The sequence below is a fragment of the Enterococcus sp. LJL99 genome (assembly GCF_054871725.1).
The window spans coordinates 64,081-84,069 of sequence record NZ_JBTXLT010000008.1 but is presented as its reverse complement, the minus strand read 5'-3'; the positions used below and the strand labels follow the sequence as shown (position 1 = coordinate 84,069).

The 19,989-nt window shown below is 33.3% G+C and carries 15 protein-coding genes and 1 other annotated feature; of the genes, 2 read left to right on the top strand and 13 right to left on the bottom strand.

The features are described from left to right. Positions 1–106: 106 nt before the first annotated feature. From ACYSNW_RS12680 to ACYSNW_RS12635, 10 genes are all read right to left on the bottom strand, one after another. A complete protein-coding gene (locus tag ACYSNW_RS12680) occupies positions 107–1,135 on the bottom strand; it encodes a 3-deoxy-7-phosphoheptulonate synthase (RefSeq protein WP_461745032.1) in 1,029 nt (342 codons plus the stop codon). Positions 1,136–1,219: 84 nt separating this feature from the next. Further along, positions 1,220–1,465 (bottom strand) — a binding site (T-box leader). Positions 1,466–1,525: 60 nt separating this feature from the next. After that, the gene (gene fur / locus ACYSNW_RS12675; RefSeq protein WP_461745030.1) at positions 1,526–1,981 is read right to left on the bottom strand and encodes a ferric iron uptake transcriptional regulator; all 456 of its coding nucleotides are present in this window, start codon (positions 1,979–1,981) and stop codon (positions 1,526–1,528) included. Positions 1,982–2,100: 119 nt separating this feature from the next. Next, positions 2,101–2,973, bottom strand: a complete 873-nt coding sequence (locus tag ACYSNW_RS12670) for a CvfB family protein (protein WP_461745028.1) — start codon at positions 2,971–2,973, stop codon at positions 2,101–2,103. 23 nt (positions 2,974–2,996) lie between these two features. Beyond that, positions 2,997–3,320: an AzlD domain-containing protein gene (locus ACYSNW_RS12665; RefSeq protein ID WP_461745027.1), complete on the bottom strand. Its 324-nt coding sequence runs from the start codon at positions 3,318–3,320 to the stop codon at positions 2,997–2,999. After that, on the bottom strand, positions 3,313–4,017 hold the full coding sequence (locus tag ACYSNW_RS12660) for an AzlC family ABC transporter permease (protein WP_461745025.1): 705 nt from the start codon (positions 4,015–4,017) through the stop codon (positions 3,313–3,315). The genes ACYSNW_RS12665 and ACYSNW_RS12660 overlap by 8 nt, the downstream gene beginning before the upstream one ends. Before the next feature lie 285 nt (positions 4,018–4,302). Then, the gene (locus ACYSNW_RS12655; protein WP_461745023.1) at positions 4,303–6,297 is read right to left on the bottom strand and encodes a cell division site-positioning protein MapZ family protein; all 1,995 of its coding nucleotides are present in this window, start codon (positions 6,295–6,297) and stop codon (positions 4,303–4,305) included. Positions 6,298–6,762: 465 nt separating this feature from the next. Next, on the bottom strand, positions 6,763–7,869 hold the full coding sequence (rpoD, locus tag ACYSNW_RS12650) for an RNA polymerase sigma factor RpoD (RefSeq protein ID WP_461745021.1): 1,107 nt from the start codon (positions 7,867–7,869) through the stop codon (positions 6,763–6,765). A 64-nt stretch (positions 7,870–7,933) separates the two neighbouring features. Continuing rightward, entirely contained in the window at positions 7,934–9,814 is a 1,881-nt protein-coding gene (gene dnaG / locus ACYSNW_RS12645; protein ID WP_461745019.1) for a DNA primase, read from the bottom strand. Between the two features lie 404 nt (positions 9,815–10,218). Then, positions 10,219–12,555 carry a cation-translocating P-type ATPase gene (locus ACYSNW_RS12640; RefSeq protein ID WP_461745017.1) on the bottom strand — a complete coding sequence of 779 codons (2,337 nt, stop codon included), beginning with the start codon at positions 12,553–12,555 and terminating at the stop codon, positions 10,219–10,221. Positions 12,556–12,811: 256 nt separating this feature from the next. Further along, positions 12,812–13,429 (bottom strand): lysozyme family protein, encoded by a 618-nt coding sequence (locus tag ACYSNW_RS12635; RefSeq protein ID WP_461745015.1) that lies wholly within the window; start codon positions 13,427–13,429, stop codon positions 12,812–12,814. 170 nt (positions 13,430–13,599) lie between these two features. On the opposite strand from ACYSNW_RS12635, the gene ACYSNW_RS12630 reads away from it, so the two are divergent. Beyond that, positions 13,600–14,325, top strand: coding sequence for an alpha/beta fold hydrolase (locus ACYSNW_RS12630; protein ID WP_461745013.1), 726 nt, complete (start codon positions 13,600–13,602; stop codon positions 14,323–14,325). 2 nt (positions 14,326–14,327) lie between these two features. Then, complete coding sequence (gene mprF / locus ACYSNW_RS12625; RefSeq protein WP_461745011.1) at positions 14,328–16,916, top strand: bifunctional lysylphosphatidylglycerol flippase/synthetase MprF; 2,589 nt, start codon at positions 14,328–14,330, stop codon at positions 16,914–16,916. Positions 16,917–16,959: 43 nt separating this feature from the next. Here the strand turns inward: mprF and ACYSNW_RS12620 are convergent, their stop codons facing one another. From ACYSNW_RS12620 to ACYSNW_RS12610, 3 genes are all read right to left on the bottom strand, one after another. Further along, on the bottom strand, positions 16,960–17,823 hold the full coding sequence (locus ACYSNW_RS12620) for a PhzF family phenazine biosynthesis protein (protein ID WP_461745009.1): 864 nt from the start codon (positions 17,821–17,823) through the stop codon (positions 16,960–16,962). 17 nt (positions 17,824–17,840) lie between these two features. After that, complete coding sequence (locus ACYSNW_RS12615) at positions 17,841–18,008, bottom strand: hypothetical protein (RefSeq protein WP_461745007.1); 168 nt, start codon at positions 18,006–18,008, stop codon at positions 17,841–17,843. Positions 18,009–18,327: 319 nt separating this feature from the next. After that, positions 18,328–19,983, bottom strand: a complete 1,656-nt coding sequence (locus ACYSNW_RS12610; RefSeq protein ID WP_461745005.1) for a peptide ABC transporter substrate-binding protein — start codon at positions 19,981–19,983, stop codon at positions 18,328–18,330. Positions 19,984–19,989: the final 6 nt, after the last annotated feature.

Genomic DNA, 19,989 nt, shown 5'->3' with positions numbered 1-19,989 from the left:
TTGAAATTCCTTCATATAAAGATAAAAGTCATCCAACGAATTTGATGGATGACTTTTATCTTTAATGTTTTTCTACATCGTTAGACTCTGATCAATTCAGCAAAAATTATGCATTCTCAGCAATAAATCTAACTAATTCTTCCGTATCTTGCCAACCTAAACAAGGATCCGTAATTGATTGACCAAATACTTTTCCATCTGATTCTTGACGACCACTTTCAAGGAAACTTTCAATCATAAATCCACGTACTAGCTGCTTAAGATCTTGATTCCACGCTCGGTTTGACATCGTTTCTTTCACAATTCTAATTTGCTCTTGACATTTTTTACCAGAGTTGTCATGATTTGTATCAATCATGATAAATGGATTTTTATAGTTACCTGTTTTATACATTTCAACTACTTTTAGTAAATCTTCATAATGATAGTTCGGAATATTTTGTCCATATTCGTTTAGTCCACCTCTTAAAACGACATGAGCAAGTGGATTAGAACTTGACTGAACTTCGACACCATTAAAAATAAATTCTTGTTGTTGTTGTGCAGCATATAATGAATGGAATAATACATTCAAATTCCCACTTGTTGGATTCTTCATCCCTGTTGGTTGATCGATTCCACTAGCAACAAAACGATGTTGTTGATCTTCTACCGAACGAGCACCCACCGCAATATAACTAACTAAATCTTCAACAAACTCTAAATTTTCAGGATAAAGCATTTCATCTGCTGTTGTTAGTGAGGTTTCGCTAATCACACGATTATGTAGTTTTCTCACTGCAGCGATTCCTTGAATCAAGTCTGTTTGACCTTCTGGATCTTGTTGATGCAATAAACCTTTGTATCCATCTCCATTTGTACGAGGTTTATTAGTATAGACTCTAGGAACCATAAAAATTTTATCTTTTACTTCTTCTTGTAGTTTTGCTAATCGAGTCACATATTCCATAACTGCTTCTTCTTCATGAGCCGAACAAGGGCCAATTACCAATAAAATTTTATCACTTTTTCCTTCAATAATTTCACGAAGTTCTAGATCACGAACTTTTTTCTTTTTTAGTTGTTCTTCGGTTAGTTTAGATAATGATTTAACTTCTTCAAAATTGATTACTTCACTTAGTGGTTTAAAACTCATTAAAATACACCCTTTCATTTTCCTTTTTTTAATTGGTTCGTTTTATTTATTGATAAAACAAAAAAACTCGTCCTTTCCACTCTGGAAAAGGACGAGACTAATTGTTCGTGTTACCACCTTTATTCTCGATTTACTTGCATAAATCGACTTAACAGGTACCTAAATAAATACCTAGACAAGATAACGACTGTACTCTAGCCGTCGCAGCCTACTCTAATTCGGTGCGAAGTTCAAAGATGAATTCAGGTATTTCAAAATCGTGCGCCTCTCAACAACCGGCTACTTTCTGTTAATCATTAATACCTTACTATTTCTTATCAAAACTTTTAGTATTTGTTGAAATCAATTGTAAGAGATTCGCTCCTACTTGTCAACCTAATATTGATTAATTCATTTTTTTTCCTTTTTTTGACACTCTTGACAGATGCCATGAAAAGTTAAACGATGATCTTTTACGGTAAAATTATAGCGTTGTTCGACGACTATTTCTACCTCGCCAAGTAAATCCTCTTCTACTTCTTCAATATTTCCACATTCTAAGCAAAGAAGATGATGGTGAAAGTGTTTTGCGCCTTCTTTTCTAAGATCATAACGAGCTAATCCATCGTCAAAACTTACTTTATCAACGATTCTTAATTCTGTTAATATTTCTAATGTTCGATATACAGTAGCCAAGCCAATTTCTGGGCTTTTTTGTTTTACTAAAAAATAAATATCTTCAGCAGATAAATGATCTTTTTCATTTTCAAGTAACACCAAAACCGTCGCTTCTCGTTGTGGTGTTAACTTAAATCCTGATTCATGCAATTGTTGTTTTATCTTTTTTAAAGCGGCAGTTGAATCCATAAGGAACAGCTCCTTAATTATAATTATTTTAAATAAGAAAAGTAGTTTATCACTACAAATTAAAATAATTATAAAATAACTCTAGCGTTTTTGCAAGTGATTCTCAATTAGAATTGAATTTATTTTATTTCAGATGAGTCTTCAAGTAAAATTGTATAGCCATCTTCTTGTTTGATTCGCTTCTGTTTTAATAAATTTCCAATTGCTCGTTTGAATTGTCCTTTACTAATCCCGAAAGTTTGCTTGATTTCTTCAGGATTGGATTTATCAGTAAACGGAATTTTATGGTCTGCTGAACGTTCTAAAAAGGCTAATAGCATTGCAGCGTCATCACCAATTACTTCGTAACCACGAGGTTTTAAAGAAAGATTTAAAACACCATCGGGACGGATTCCAATCACACGACCAGTTACATTTTCACCCAAGCGTGGTTCTTGATAACGTTCAGAGGGATGAATAAATCCCACATAGAAATCATCTGTAATAACATAGGTTCCCGCCATTTTTAATCGATAAACGGTTCCTGTTATATTATTATTCTTCATTTCTTCAGTTGCTTTTTTAGACATTGCTTTAAATAATTTTTCGTCTGCTAATTCGCCCCAAATTCGCTCTTTATTGTCCGTGCGTAAAGAAACCATCAAACGGTCACCTTTTTTAGGCCAAAGCTCTCGTAACATTGGAAGCTCATCTAGAGATACTACAACATCCTTATCTTCTAGACCAATATCCACAAAAGCCCCCAGATCTTTTCTAGTATTTGTAACTGTTCCAAATGAATAATTTCCTTGTCTTGCAGTTGGAATATTAGTAGTCATTGCTGGTTCTTGTTTTTGATTATAGTAACCAAAACCTTCTACTGCTTCGCCAATTTGATGTTCTCCTTCTTCTTTTGATAGTCGGAAAGTAATGCCATTTTTTTGTAAAAAATAATATTTCTCATTCTCATCTATTACTAAAGCTGTGAAAACAGTTGCTAATAATTCATTCATCTTTTTTTATCTCCTTCTATTTTTTATCCAACTAGGATTCGTAGGATAGCAATTGTAACAATCCCTACTAAAACAGTTTTCATTAAATCTTTTGTTCGAATTGCCACAAAAAAAGTCGGAATACAACTTAGCGCTTCTAATGTTTTTAATTGAGGCAACCCATTTTCTTGAACTTCTAAAATACTTTGAAATAACAATGCTGTTAAAATACAAATTGGAATATAAGATAAAAATCTAAGAAACCATTCAGGAAAATCAATTTTTTTTGATAATACAAATGGAAATATTCTTGGTAGCCAAGTAACAATCGCACACCCAATGATTGTAAATAAGACATAATTATTCATCTCGTAACACCACCCCAACCGTACATCCTAAAAGTGTTGCAAGTAAAATAGCTAGTTCTGGTGAGACAAAGGTCATTAAAAAGTATAAACTAAGACAAACCGTTAGTAAAACAATCACTGTTTTCTTTGTTTGTTTTCGAATAGGTAAATCCACTTGTAATACAAAAAGTCCTACAAACATAGCAACCAAAGCAAAATCAAGTCCTAATAAATGAGGGTCAGGAATCCAATTTCCTAAAAGGCCACCCACTACAGTCGCAAGAATCCAAGAAATATAAGCGGTAATATTTAATCCATTTGTCCACTTTGAGCTAACAGAGTAGTCATTATTTAACGCGGTCATCAATACCCCGTATGATTCATCGGTCAATAAGGTTCCTATGCCAATACTAGTTTTCAAAGGTTCTTTTTTAAAATACGTCGCAACGGACATACTCATTAAAAAATGACGTAAATTAACTAAAAAAGTAGTTAAAATAATGGCTGAAATAGGTGATTGAATTGCTAACATACCACATATAATAAATTGCGCACTTCCAGCATAAACGAGGATTGACATCAATGCAATCTCTAAAATGGATAGTCCAACGCTTTTCCCAACGACCCCAGCAGCTATACCAATTCCAACATACCCTAAGATTGTTGGAACACATGCCTTAATTCCTTCGTTAAAAGTCATATATCCTTTTGTTTCCATCTTTTTTCTCCCTCAATACAACAATAGTTAGTTAACTTGCACACATAACTTTTTAATCTCATTACTCTCCCATCCTAGAGATTGGATTAAAGTAGTTCGTGCATAAAAAAATCGTAGAATGATTTATCGTCTCTCTATGTTTTCAGCATTTTAATACAATAAAAAAGAACGACTTTATCTCACTCACTTCGCTATAAACAAGTTGAAATTCACAAAAAATTTTCAACGAAATTTTTGTGAATTTCTTCTTGTTTAATCGTTTAAATAATTAATCCCATTTTTGAATTATCTTCCTGCATTTCTTGAAGCATTTCCTTTAAACCAACCAGTTTGAGCATTGATTGTCACTAAATATTGTCCATCTCCACCATAAAGATTATAGTATCCTTCTCCATTAACGATACGAGCTGGTTGTAAAGAGTAGTTTCCTGCTGTAATATACCCTCTTTCAATACAGGTAGCAATCACCTTCTCTTGAACTCCTGGCGCCCAAATCCAAGCTGGATTGCTTGCGTCTGCTACATCTGCAGGATTGACTGTATAAACAGGCTCTGTATAGATACCTTGACTATTTGGTCCTGTAAAGCCACTGGCATCAGGTGTACCATTTGATTGAATCACTTGTTCTTGATTTGTTTGATCAGCTGTTGTTGTATCTGATTCTTGAGCTACTTCTGGTTCTGCTACTGAAACAGTCGCTTCATTTTGAGCAACAAGTTTTTTCTCAGCTTCAGTCAATGCTTTTAATAATGATTCTTTTAATTTTCCACTCTTCACTAAATCAACTTCAGTTTTAGCTGTATTATACGCTTCTTGAGTCAAACTATCTGTAATCGCTCCGTTTTGATAAAAAACTGCAACTGCTTGTTGTGCTTTTTTCAATTGATTATATTGATTAGTTGCCTGATCAATCGCTTGATTGATTAATTTGTCAAACTCATTGGTCCCAGACATTTTTTCAATTTTAATCTCAGTATCCGAGGCAAGCACAACATCATTTAATTTATCACCCGCAATAATCGGTTTTTCAAATAGTTGATTCACTTGAGTGATTGTCTTTTGTTTTGATACTACCTTTTGATAGGTCGCTTCCAATGTTTTATAATCTGAGGAATCCTTTAACTTATCCAAATTATCTTTGATTGTCGTCGGACTAACAGAGACCATATCGGCTTTGATGAACTCTTGCTTATCATTGGTAAAATAATTTTGAAGGCTTTCTTTCGTTTCTTCAGCTAAAGTTTCTACATTTTTAGAAACTTCTGTACTTCCAGTTGTTCCTTTTTGCGATTGATCGTAGAAATACCACCCAGCTCCGCCTAAAACAATTGCTGCTCCTAAAATGATCGCTGTCTTCTTGTAATTATTTTTTTTAGGAACTGCTTTTTTTTCTTTTGGAGCCTCAGACTTACGAGCAGTAATTGTAGGTTTTTCTACTTTTGATTCAGTTTTAACAAAATTTGAAGGGATATTTTTAGGTCCTGGTTTCTCATCTTTATCTTTGAAAAAGATTGGGGCCTCATCCATCTCAATTTCCTCTGGACGTTTACTTTTGGAAGGGATAAAAGGCTGTGTTTTACCTAGATCAACTTCTTTATGCTCAGATTTATTTTCAAGTGTTTCGTCAATTACAGAATGCTTATCATTTTTATCTTCTTTTGCTTTATCCTCATCACTTGAATTTTTTTGAATTGATTGGTCGATATTTTTTTCTTTTTCTTCAGACATACTCTTCTCACTTTCATCAGATTGAGGATTATTCTCAGTCTCTGTGTTATCTTCTTTTTCAATAGCAATATCAGACCGATGTTCTTGCAAGTATTCTTGAAAAGCAGAAGCATCTTCAGTAGAAACTTTTTCAATTGTTTCTTCATCCACAGTGATGTCTGTTTTTATTTCTGTTTCACTTTCAGAATGCTTCGTTTCAGAAATAGCTGTTTCCTCAATCAGTTCAATTTCTTTTTCATCAAATGTTTCAATGATTGTTTTTTCTAAATCAGTTTCTTCTGCAGCTGCTGCTTCTTTTTCGTTAAACATATTCATCACATGGCCAATACTCATATCTTTCAATTCAGACCATTCAATATTTTCATTTTTTTCTTTATTAATAAAATTAGACGTAGATTCTTTTTTTTCTGACTCTTCAACTGATTCAGAAGCTTGCTCTAAAGTGGAAGAATCTGGCTCTATATTTTTATTAGAGAAATCAAAGCCACAATCAGGGCATTTTTCAATTTCATTTTCTACCTCTGTGCCACAAGCTGGACATTGCTTTGTCATTTTTCCGCCTCACATTCTACTCATTCAACTAATTCTAATCTACCATAAAATGCCGTTTGTTCCAATATGTACAAGATAACTTTTCTGTTACGATTTAAAAATAAGTCAGAAAAATCAGGGCATAAAAGAATCGCTTAGTAATGAGCAATTGGACGAAAATTCAGTGATTGCGTTCTATGCAATGAATGAATTTTAGGAAATTGCCGAGATACTGATTCTTTTACGCCGTTAAATCAGGGCATAAAAGAATCGCTTAGTAATGAACAATTGGACGAAAATTCAGTGATTGCGTTCTATGCAATGAATGAATTTTAGGAAATTGCCGAGATACTGATTCTCTTATGCTGTTCAATCTGGTCATACAGAATCTAATTCCTCCGTTTTATCCAGATTCAATTATAAAGCCCTAAACAAAACTAAGGGGTAGTTTTGTTTAGGGCTCTACTTCTTTCACGAAAAAATCAATTATTCTAAGAAATCTTTTAATTGTTTTGAGCGTGAAGGATGTCTTAATTTACGAAGAGCTTTCGCTTCAATTTGACGAATCCGTTCACGAGTAACGCCAAATACTTTTCCAACTTCTTCTAATGTTCTTGTACGTCCATCATCTAACCCAAAACGTAGTCGTAAAACATTTTCTTCACGGTCAGTTAATGTATCAAGCACATCTTCTAATTGTTCTTTTAGAAGTTCATAAGCTGCATGTTCTGCAGGACTTGTAGCTTCCTGATCTTCAATGAAATCACCTAAATGAGAATCATCTTCTTCCCCAATTGGTGTTTCTAAAGAAACTGGTTCTTGAGCGATTTTCAAGATTTCTCTGACTTTTTCAGTTGGAAGATCCATCTCTGCTCCAATTTCTTCTGGCGTTGGTTCTCTTCCTAAATCCTGTAGTAATTGACGTTGAATACGAATCAATTTGTTGATTGTTTCAACCATATGAACAGGAATTCGAATTGTTCTAGCTTGGTCAGCGATTGCACGGGTAATTGCTTGTCGAATCCACCATGTAGCGTAAGTAGAAAATTTAAATCCTTTGCGATAATCAAATTTTTCTACAGCTTTCATCAAGCCCATATTTCCTTCTTGAATCAAATCAAGAAATTGCATTCCACGACCAACATATCGTTTCGCAATCGAAACAACTAGTCGAAGGTTGGCTTCTGCTAAACGTTGTTTCGCTTCTTGGTCACCTTCTTCTATTTTAAGAGCAAGATCAACTTCTTCTTTGGCAGTTAAAAGTTGAACTCGACCAATTTCTTTTAAATACATTCTAACAGGGTCATTAATTTTTACTCCTGTTGGAGCAGATAAATCTTCCATTTTTGCTTCTTCAGCAACTTTTTCATCTTTTTTTAGACTATGTTCGCTAGGGTCGCCATTCTCATCCACCACACTGATACCAGAATCCTCGATTTTTTGAATCAATTTTTCCATTTCATCAGCATTCAACGTGAAAGGTGTAGCTAATTTGTTTGTAAGGTCATCATAGAAAACATTTCCTTTTGGTTTGTTTTCTTTGATGAACGCCGCCAATGCAGCTTCATATTTTTTTTCTGTTTCTTTTTCCATGAAAGAAGGCCCCCTTCATATTTGCGTATAACAAAAATATATATATCATAGTCATGTAGTTGTTTCAATTAGATACACGACTTTTTTGCAATTTTTTAACTAAGCCAACTAATTCAATCGACAATTCATCAACTAATTGCCGGTTACCAATTCGCTCTGCTTCCTTTTTTTGAAACATTTTTTCTTGAATCAAATCTTCAATGCTTGAGTTAGCAATAACTTGTAATACATCTGCAATCTCTCGTTCAGAACTTTCTTCAGAAATTACTTGATATGAAATGTCGATTGCAAGTTTTTTTATTTTTTCCTCTTTTAAATAATCCAGAAAATCGGCTAAAACAAATGCTGTATGAACACTCATATAACTATCTAAAAGTAAATACAATTCTTGATAATGAACATGAGCAAAATTAAAATCAATTTGCTGCGATAAGTGATTCCGCACAGCCTGCTCATTCATCAAACGATATAATAATGTTCGTTCAGCTTTTTCCACTTTTGAAAGCGGTCGTTTATTTTGCTCAGATGGTGACGATTGTTCTGGAACTTCGAAAAAGTGCGATTCTGGCTCGCTAGGATAATTCTGCCGCTCTTTTCTTTTTTGCGTTCGTGCAGCCATCTCCAACTGTCTAAACTGCTCTTCTAAGCTATTGAACGAAAGTTGAAATTCTTGTGAAATTTGATTTAAATAACGATCTCGTTCTAACGGTGATTGAACCAGAATCAATTCTTGCAACAGTTCATTAATGTAATCTAATTGCTCTTTTTCGTTATTCATATTTTTGGCTAAACGATGATAGTACATTTTGAAACTAAAAACTGTTTCCCGACCATGTAACGCTAACTCTCTAAATGAGTCAGCCCCATATTTTCGTAAGTACTCATCCGGATCAAGCTTTTCCGGAATATTCATAATACTTAATTGAAAATAACTATGTTCACTGAGTAAACTAATTGCACGATTAGTCGCTTCAAGCCCGGCATTATCACCATCATAACAAATTACTAATTCTTTGGCGACTCGTTCCAAACTTCTGATTTGCTCATTTGTCAAACTGGTTCCCATAGAGGCTACACCGCTTTGAATTCCAGCTTGCCAAGCAGCAATCACATCCATAAACCCTTCAAATAAAAAGACTGTATTATTCTTTCTAATCTCTTTGCGCGCTTTGTCGAAATTGAAAAGCGTTTCTCTTTTATTGAAAAGCAAGGTTTCGGGACTGTTTAGATATTTTGGCATATCTTCGCCTAAAAACTCATCTGTTTTGAGTAATCGTCCAGAAAATGCAATAATATTCCCTTTAGCATCGTTAATTGGAAACATCACTCGTTGATAAAAGCGATCTAAAAATTCACCTGATTCTCTTTGAATAAATAGACCTGATTCTTTAAGCAACTCTTCTTCAACTTTATCATTTTCAAAAACTTGTCGAAGAAAATCACGTTTTTGAGGAGCAAATCCAATCTTAAACGTTTCAATAATTTCTCTAGTTAAACCACGTTCCAATAAGTAGTTCAACGCCGCTTCACCAATTTGAGTATTCAATAGAACGTGATGGAAAAGTTCCGCTGCTTTTTGATGCAACTGAATTAATTTACGTTGCTGTTGATTTTCAGATGAATTTGCTTCAATAGCTGTTGTCCAATTGTACTCGATTGGAATTTGTTCTAATTCTGCTACACGTTTAACGGATTCAGGGAAACTAATCCCTTCAATTTCTTGAAGAAAATTAAAAACAGTTCCACCTTTTCCACAGCCAAAACAATGAAAAATTTGTTTGTCCTCTGCTACTGAAAATGAAGGGGAACGTTCTTCATGAAATGGGCATAGACCCATATAATTTTTTCCAGATTTCTTCAATTGAACATACTGTCCAATCACATCAGCAATATTGGTCCGCTGTCTAATCTCTTCTATAACTTCTTGAGGGATTCTTTGTGCCACTGTCTATACCTCCTAAAAAAAGCTAAAAGCTCATTCATGTGATCAATCAGTAAAAAACGCACTGAGCTTTACCAGCGCGAAAAAAGACAGAGTCATACATAATTAATTGTATCATATAAAAAACAATTTTCAAGTAATTTGCACGTTTGTTTTCAGATTATTTTCCTATAATTAGTCTCTTCCATATCTAAAAGAACAACTACACCTAAAAAAGTGTCTTTCTAATTTATAATAATTAAGAAAAATAAATTTTATCCTACACTATGATTATCTTTTAGTAACAAAAAGCGGGTGAATCTATACATTCCTCCCGCAAATTTGAACCATTATTAACGCTTTTTTATAAATGGAAATATGAAAACAACTCGTATTGAATCATATATCTTATTGCATTCATTACTATTTTATAAATCTTTTATTGTTTTACCCGCTTTTTTAAGTTGGTAAAAACCAATCAATATTCGCACAACAATGTTACATAACATCATAATTGCAAATATTGGTAATGTTTGAGCAGTTAAAAAGCCAATTTCTAATATGTGATGGAACAACATAACCGCTACATAAACACCAACAATCGTTGTACTTGCTAAGAAAATTCTTAAAGGATTAAACGGAAGACATGCACGAACCACCGCCATACAACTGATTCCAATTAACAAATAGTACATCAATGTTGTCGTATCAACTTGAGCAAACTGTTGGTTTTGACCAATAAAATAAACGGTAACGATATTCAACACGACTAGAACTGCATTAACAGACGCATTTTTTAACGCTGTTGGTAAAAATTTACCTAATACTTTTCTTTTATCCCCTTCAAAAGATAAGAAGAACACTGGATATCCTTCTACAGCCAAATCAATTAACGTAATTTGAATTGGAATAAACGGAAATGCAACAGTCGATATAATACATAGAAGTGACACAATAAATGAATAGATGGTTTTAATAAAGAAGATACTGGCTACTTTTGTAACGTTATTGACTACTCGACGACCTTCAAACAAAACATCTGGTAACGTTGTAAAATCAGAATCTAATAAAACTAGATTTGAAATTTGTCTGGTTGCTCCATCCCCTTCAGCCATCGCAATACTGCAGTCTGCTTCTCGTAAAGCTAATACATCATTAACTCCATCACCTGTCATAGCAACAACATGATTAGTATCTTTCAGTTCTCTAACAAGCGTTCTTTTCTGTTGCGGACTTACCCGACCAAATACCGTGTATTGACTAACCGCCTGACGTACCTCTTCTTCTGTTTTTTTTGTTGATAAATCGATGTAGTTTTCATAACCAGGTAGTCCAGCTCTTCTTGCAATATTAGAAACAGTAATAGGATTATCTCCTGAAATAACTTTAAGATCAATTCCTTCTTCATGTAAGTACGCTAGTGTTTCATTAGCATTTTGACGAATTGGATCGTCGATTTCTAAGACAGCTAAAGGTTCTAAATACGGCATTTCAGATTCATTCAAAGGTGTGTTTTCAGCAATTGCTAACATTAAAACGCGTAATCCATTTTCTTGAGCTTCTATAACTGCTTCTGGCAAGCGATTTTCAGAAACTAATCGTTCAGGAGCACCTAAATAGACAGTTCCTAGTTCCCTAAAATGAATCGCTCCCCATTTTCTTTCAGAAGAAAATGGTAATACTTTATCTGCTCCATAACGGTTTGATAACTCATAATGATCTCGTATTGCTTGCATTGTAATATTATTATCTGTACTTTCAGATAGATAACTTCCTATAATCAGCGGGAATGCTTCTTGATATTGTTTGTTCAAAACCACTTCTTTTTGAACTTTCATCTTACCTTCCGTAATTGTTCCTGTTTTATCTAAACATAAAGTATCCACATGAGCTAAAGTTTCAATCGAGTACATATCTTGAACTAAAATTCTTTTTTTAGCTAATTTGATAACACCTGTCGTTAAAGCAATACTAATCAAAAGCACAAGACCTTTTGGTAACATTCCCAATAATGCTGCCGCAGAAGCAACAACCGAAAGTTTAATTCCAGATTCACGAATAAAAAAGGCTTCCACAAATAGAATCAATCCAATAGGAATAATCACAAAACTAGTAAACTTAGAAACTTTACGGATTGAATTCACCAATTCAGATTGAATCGGTTTGTGGACTTTTGCTTCAGCCGTTATTTTGACTGCGTAGTTGTCTGCCCCCACATGAATCACACGTGCATAAACTTGACCGCTAGCTAAAAAACTACCAGATAATAGAACGGATCCTGCTGTCTTTTCAATTAAATCAGATTCACCAGTTAGTAAAGCTTCATTCGCTTCCGCCTGTCCATCAATGACTTCCATATCTGAAGGTACTTGTTCCCCTGCCGAAATTAAGACGATATCATCAACAACCAACTCTTTTGTATCAATCATTTGTTGTTTTCCATCTCTGATTACATGGATGCTTTCTTTAGCAACAATTGATAACTTCTGAACCAAATTTCGTGCATGAATTTCTTGATAGATTCCCATTGTCATATTTACTAAAATAATTGCCAAGAATGCTAAATTTGAATAAGCGCCTACCAAAAATAGACACACAGCAATTCCGAAATTCAGAAAGTTAAATAACGTCATTACATTATCATAGATAATATCTTTAGTAGATTTAGCTACATTTTCCTCATAATCATTTTGCAAACCTTGTTGAATCCTTTGAGATACCTCTGATTCACTAAGTCCTTTTTTCAAATCAAATTTATTTGTCATTCAGCTGCTACCCTACTTTCTCATTAATAAAACATCTTCTCTAGTTTACTTGTAAATGGATGGAAGTTCAAGATAATCCTAATAAACCACTTGATAATTTAATTTTTTTTACGTTAATTTGGCTAAATAGCAAAATAAAAAAATTGGGATAGAACCCTACAAAACTCGCTCTACTTACTCATAGCAGAGATTTATAGTTACTGATGTTCTCTCCCAATCATACTTTCGTTAATTTCCACTCATTCTCAGACATGTACTAATTGAAAATTTCAACAAACGTTTCATTCATTTTTACAATATCTGCATAAAACATGTTCCCGCCATTATTATAGAGAAAACCTCCATTGTAAAAAACGGATTGCGGTCTATAATAAGGATATTTTTCTTCATTTGTATTCCCTAACAAAGGTGAAAGAACTTCTTTGGAGTAGCGATCAGCCAAACGAATCGAATTTTTCCCACCATTTTGACTGACATAATCAATATAATCCAATCCAAAATTATAAGCTTGAACTGCTGTCCATACATCACAACCAGCTACTTCTGCTTTTTTTAGGGATTCAGCTAAAAAAGCCACTCCGATATCAATACTCTCCGCTGGATCACTAATCATGTGTTGTTGTCCATAAGCACTTTCACTACTTTGCATCAAATCATTGGATCTTCCTTTTGATTCTGTATATATAATAGCCAAAACAAGATTTTTATATTTTTCAATGTCATTTCTTTTGACGGCCGCTTCCACTTCATTTTCATAAGATACAACTTGTTTGACATTTGCTCTAATTTTATACCCAAAATACCCCATAGAAATAAGCATAATCAATAAGGCAAATAGAATTATTTTTTTTAAAATTTTCAGTAACCTACGCATCTAACCATCTGCCCTTTCACTTGGTATAAACAATCATACTAGAAAATGAATCTAAACTGTAAAAAAGATGTATTTCTTTATTATTATTTAATAAAAATAAATAGCATTAGCCTTTTAGTGTTCAAACTTCTCTAAAACATTTATAATAAAAAACATAGGTGATGAATGATATGAAAACAAATAAAAAAACATATATAACAAAAGATGCTAGTAAAATTTTTTATGAAGTTACTGGTTCAGGTTTCCCCTTACTCTTACTTCATGGAAATGGTGGCAGCAGTAAATATTTTAGTAAACAAATCCCAGAATTAAGTCGTTATTTTAAAGTCTATGCTATTGATAGTAGAGGTCATGGACAATCTACAAATACGAGTGCTACATTAACTTTCCAACAAATGTCTGAAGACTTATTTGCACTCATGGAAATTGAACAAATCAAAGAAGCAGACATTTTAGGCTTTAGTGATGGGGCAAACCTTGCAATGGTCTTTACTGTTAATCATCCCGATAAAGTCCATTCATTAGTTTTAAATGCCGGAAACACTTTAGACAGCGGCGTTGTTTTCCCGCTTAGAATAGCTACTTATATAGAATACATGCTCGTCTCTTTTTTGTCATTATTTAGTCAAAAAATGAAACAAAAAAAAGCAATGGTTGCTTTAATGATGAGAGATATCGGTATTAATAGTAACGAGCTTAAAAAAATCAAGTGTAGAACACTAATTTTAGTGGGTAAATATGATATTATCAAGCGATCTCACTCACTGTATTTAGCAAGAACAATTCCTAAAGCTTCCTTTGTTTTAATTCCTGGTCAAGGTCATTTATTTGCTAGGAAAGCGCCAGCTTTATTTAACCAAAATATATTAAAATTTCTATTAGAAAAGAAGGTGTAAACTTGAAAAAAGTAATCCAATGGTTCAAAGATCACATTAATTTTTTTAAAACGGTTTTTATTTTTTCTGTTATTGTAATTGTTATTGCTGAATTAATTTCCATTAGTAAAACAATCTCATTTGATCAATTAAGCGATACCTTTCAAGATATTGCAATTTGGAAAATTGCTCTTATGTTGATTATTGGTCTAGTTTCAGTTTTACCAATGATCGGTTATGATATTATTCTTAATCAAATTCTAGGACAAAAACAAAAAAGACTCTTTTTATTCGAAAGTAGTTGGATGATCAATACGATCAATAATATTGCTGGGTTTGGCGGCTTAATCAGTATCGGACTACGCTCAGAATTTTATGGAAAAAAACAAGAAGGTCGTAAAGTTGCGCAATCATTGACTAAAATTTTACTCTTTTTAATGTCGGGGCTATCTATTTATAGTTTGGTAGCATTTTTTATTTTAATATTTGGTCATGCGAATGAGTTTCTGCAACAATATTGGATCTGGTTGATTGGTGGTGGCTTATATTTCCCAATTGTTTTAATCATCAGTATCGTTAGAAAAGACGATTATATCGGGGATTTGGATAACAAAACTCGCTTCAGCTTAATCCTCACTTCTTTTTTAGAATGGACCGGCGTTTTAGGTAGCTTTTTATTAATCGGTATGCTTATGGGCATCTCTTTTAATCCATTACAAGTAATTCCTTTATTTATCGCTGCTTCTGTGATTGGTATTGCATCAATGATTCCTGGAGAAATCGGGAGTTTTGATGTGATGATGATCATCGGCTTATCCTCATTAGGTTTATCTAGAGAAATTGTTGTTGCATGGATTTTGTTGTATCGTCTATTTTACTACATCATTCCATTTATGATTGGAGTTATTTTCTTTGTTAAAAATCTAAGTACTCGATTAAATGAAGATTATTCAGGAATTCCTAGAGAATTAACCACAGAAATTGCGCATAAAATTGTCGTATTTCTAATGTATTTTTCAGGTGTTATGATGGTTTTATCTGCTACGATTCCTGAAGTGTTTGATCAAGTTCGTTGGCTAAGACATTTGAATCCCTTGTCTTTCCATATTTTAAATCAATTCCCATCCATATTACTAGGTTTCTTATTATTAATTATGGGTCGAGGGATCTCCGCTCAAGTAAAACGAGCATATATCCCAACTATTTCACTGCTAGTTATTACCTTACTCTATACATTTATAAAAGATTTTAGTTGGGGCGTCATTTTCTATCTTGGCTTCTTATTGTTGATTATTATTTTTTCTAAAGATCAACTTTATCGAGAACAATTGGTCTATTCTTGGGAAAAAATGACACTTGATGGAGCTATTTTTTCTGTACTGACAATTTTATATATTGTCATCGGTGTTTATAATTTACCGACGTTCCCTCATCATAGACATCATTTTAATGAATTCCTTTTCTTCCCTTCTGAAAAAATTTGGCTTTCTGGATTTATTGGAATTTTATTAGTGGCAATTGTGATGTATATTTTCTTACGCTACTTAAAAGGATCCAATCGAACAGTGGGTATTCCCTTAGATGATGCACGAGCTATGACTCTTTTAGAAACCTATGGTGGTAATACAGATAGTCAATTACTTTTTTTACGAGATAAAGAGATGTATATCTATACAAATAAAGACGATGAAGATACCGTACTTCTACAGTTTAGAACTTATAATAATAAATGTATCGTCATGGGAGATCCTTCTGGTAAAAAAGACGATTTTTCGGTAGCCATTGAACAGTTCATTAAAGAATCTGATTTATTAGGTTATCTACCAGTATTTTATGAAGCTTCTGAAGAAATGGTTATGTTATTACATGAATTTGGTTATGATTTCATAAAAATGGGGGAAGAGGCCCATGTAGATTTACCAAGTTTTACTCTATCTGGTAAAAAACGGAAAGCGGAAAGAGCGGTCATGAATCGTTTTGCCAAAGAGAATTATCAGTTTGAAGTTATCAAACCGCCTTTCTCAGCTGAAAAAATGACAGAATTAAAAGCAGTTTCTGACGAATGGCTAGGTAGCCGAAAAGAAAAAGGCTTCTCACTTGGGTTCTATTCAGAAGATTACCTGCAAAGAGCGCCAATTGCTGTGGTATACGATCAAGAAAACAAATTAATTGCTTTTGCTAATATTATGCCAACCTATACTAAAGAAGAAGGAACAATCGATTTAATGCGTTATAGTAAAGATGCTCCTTCTGGTGTGATGGATTTCTTATTTATTTCTTTATTTACCTACATGCAAGAACAAGAAATCGATTATTTCAACTTAGGAATGGCACCATTATCTAATGTCGGAACATCAAGAAAAAGTTTTATTCAAGAAAGAGTTGCTTATTTAGTTTTTGAATTCGGCTCTCACTTCTATTCCTTCCAGGGATTACGAAGTTACAAAGATAAATATGCAACGAATTGGGTTTCTAGATATACGTTGTATTCAAGAGACAGTTCCATTATTTATGTGATGATTGCATTAATGATTATTGATAATGCTCCGATTGATAAAAAACCGAAACTACATGGAATCAAACGCCTGTTATCTAATCAATCAGATCGATAAAAAAAAATCCGAAATCGCTAACCAAAAGCGATTTCGGATTTTTTTAAATCTCAATCAATTGATTAAAACAAGCAGTTCCAGAGATACTTACTTTATGTTTCTGATCCTCACTTCTCGTAACATGCACATTTACAACTCCTTCTCGTTGTAAATGCTTCCCTTGGAAAACGCGAAAACTTTTACTTGGAGTCTCTAAAAAAATATGATTTAATGCATACGCCCCCATCACTCCAGAAGCAGTTCCAGTCACTGAATCCTCAACAGTCCCTGAATGAGGAGAAGAAAAATGACGTGCGTGAAATAAATCAGATTGCTGCTCATCTAACGCAAATGGATGAATAGATGATTTTGGTAGCTCTTTTAAAACAGTTGGAAATTGAGCTGATTTTGGTGACATTTTATCTAAAACATCCTTATTTTTTACTGGCACTAATAACGTCCACGAACCTGTATTTCCATATTGAATAGGTAAATCAAAATCTAAATCTTCTAACGCAATACCTATGCTTTCGCAAAGTTCTTGCTTATTGCCAGAAAATGATAAAAATTTTGGTTCTGCTTGTTCCATTAAGATTTCACTGCTTGAAGAAATATATTGGACCGATAGTAAGCCTGCACCAGTTTCTACAATCAGTTTTTGATTCGATTTCCCCTCATATAAAGCAAATACACTAGCCATTGTAGCATGTCCGCATAACGGTGTTTCATGTCCAGGTGTAAAATAACGTAATTTAAAATCACCAAGTTTACTTGAACAAACAAAAACAGTTTCATTGAAACCTATTTTTTTCGCTATCTCTTGCATCTCTTCAGTAATATAGTTATCTCCATTCAATACCACTCCTGCCGGATTGCCTTGTCCAGGTATTTTGGTAAACGCATCTATTTGTAGGACTGTCTCAGTCATCTTCATCCTCCTTTGATTTAAAAATGATAGAATTCATCCATTTTTTTTGAAACGAGTTCCCCACACTCATCTACATATTCCGCAGCTAATCTACGCAATTCAACTGATTCATTTAACGAAAGCTCTCCTACAAATTGTTTTTTACTCATTAATTCCATTAATTTTTCGATATCTTCGATTGCCATATTAAGACCACCTTAATTTATATTTTTCTATTTGCAAATTAAAATTATTGCTTACACTATTAGATATTTAACATCGCAGGCCACTAATTTAATCATTTATTTTAAAAATAATATAAAGTAACCTTAGCACATAGAAAAAATAAAGCAACTAAAATATAGTTAACTCGTATCGAAGAAGGATAAAGGAATCACTTCTACAAAAAAATTTCTATATAAACCACAGTAAATACAAAAAAGTTAAGATTTTGAAAAGAAGTTATTAAAAACCCTTTTCTTCAATCTTAACTTTTTTGAGTTATAAAACTAGTTTCTGCTTTTCTTATTCAATATAAGCATATTTATAAGTAACCGTAGCTCCAAAATTATGATATTGAATATCGTGAACTCCTGATCTTACCAATTGCCCTCTAGCTTGTTGATATAATGGAACTAGCGCAGCATCTTCTTCCACTAAAACCTTTTCAGCAGCAATTAAGGTTTCCCAACGTTTTTCTGGATCATTACCGTACTTATTGGTTGCATCGTCAATCAATTGATCATATTTTTCACTTGAATAATTAGAGGTATTTCCTGTAGTTGAGTTTTCTAAAAATGTCATTGGATCTTGATAATCTGGTCCCCACATACTAACAGATAACTCATAATCCCCTTTTTTCATCAAATCAATGGCATTATTTAATGGAACAGTTTTAACATTTACCTTTAATCCTGGTAACGCTTCTTGAAGCTGACTTTGAATAAATTCAGCCACTTTTTTATCTCCATCACCATCTTTAGATAACAATTCGATTGTAATATCACTGTTTAATTCTTTTTTCGCTTTTTCTAAATATTCATTGGCAACTTTGGTATCCGTTTTAACTAACTTGCCAGCTTCTTTTCTAAAATCTTCTCCAGTTTCTGGATTTTTCACAAAATCTTGTGGAATATAACCATAGATTTCTTTTGATCCATCTCCTAAAATACTGTCAACTAACCCTTTTTTATCTAACGCATACGCAACCGCTTTTCTGACATTCTCATTAGCAAAAATGGACGGACTACCATTTCTAAGCTCATTCATTCTTAAAGAATAAACTTTTGATCGTTGAACTGCTTGATAATCTGGATTATCAACATTTTGTTTTGCAAAATCTCCTGTCAAAACAGCTACATCTAATTCTCCTGACTCATATAAATTAAAGGCAGTATTTGTCTCTTTTAAAACTTCAAAATGAATTTTTTCAGATTTTACTTGATCCACATCATAGTAGTTAGGATTTTTTTCTAAATCCCAAGACATTGATGTTTGATCCCAGTTTTTCATTACAAAAGGTCCATTAGAAACGATATTTTCACTTGACGAACCATAATCTTTGCCTTTTTCTGTAGCAAATTTTTCATTTTGCGGGAAAAACGGTGAAAAAGCCAGCAATGAAGTAAAATAAGGAACTGGTTTTTCTAAATTAATTTCAATTGTATAATCATCAATTGCTTTCACACCTAGTTCATCTGCTTTTTTCTCCTCATTGACGACAGCTGTCCCATTTAAAATGGTGCCATCAAGCATAAAGAAATAATTGGCTTGGTTTTTAGGATCGGCTAATTTTTTCCATGCATAAATAAAATCATTGGCAGTTAATTTATCCCCATTTGACCATTTAACATCTTCCCTTAGTTTAATCGTGTAGGTTTTTCCGTCTTCAGAAATTTCTGGTAGTTCTTTTGCTACGGCTGGAATAATTTCATCTTTTTCATTCAACTGATATAGTCCTTCAAAAACATTTGATTGCGCATTAATACTCGGTTCATCTTGAGAAAAGATTGTATCCATGGAACTAATTTCTGAGCCTTCCATTAACTTTAATGTTTTTGAGGAAGTTTTAGCCTCATTTCCTGTACCAGAATCATCTGTATCTTTTTTACTTGTTCCACAAGCAGTACTAATTACTAACGTAAGTGCAACTAACATCCCTAATTTAAAACTCTTTTTCATAGACTC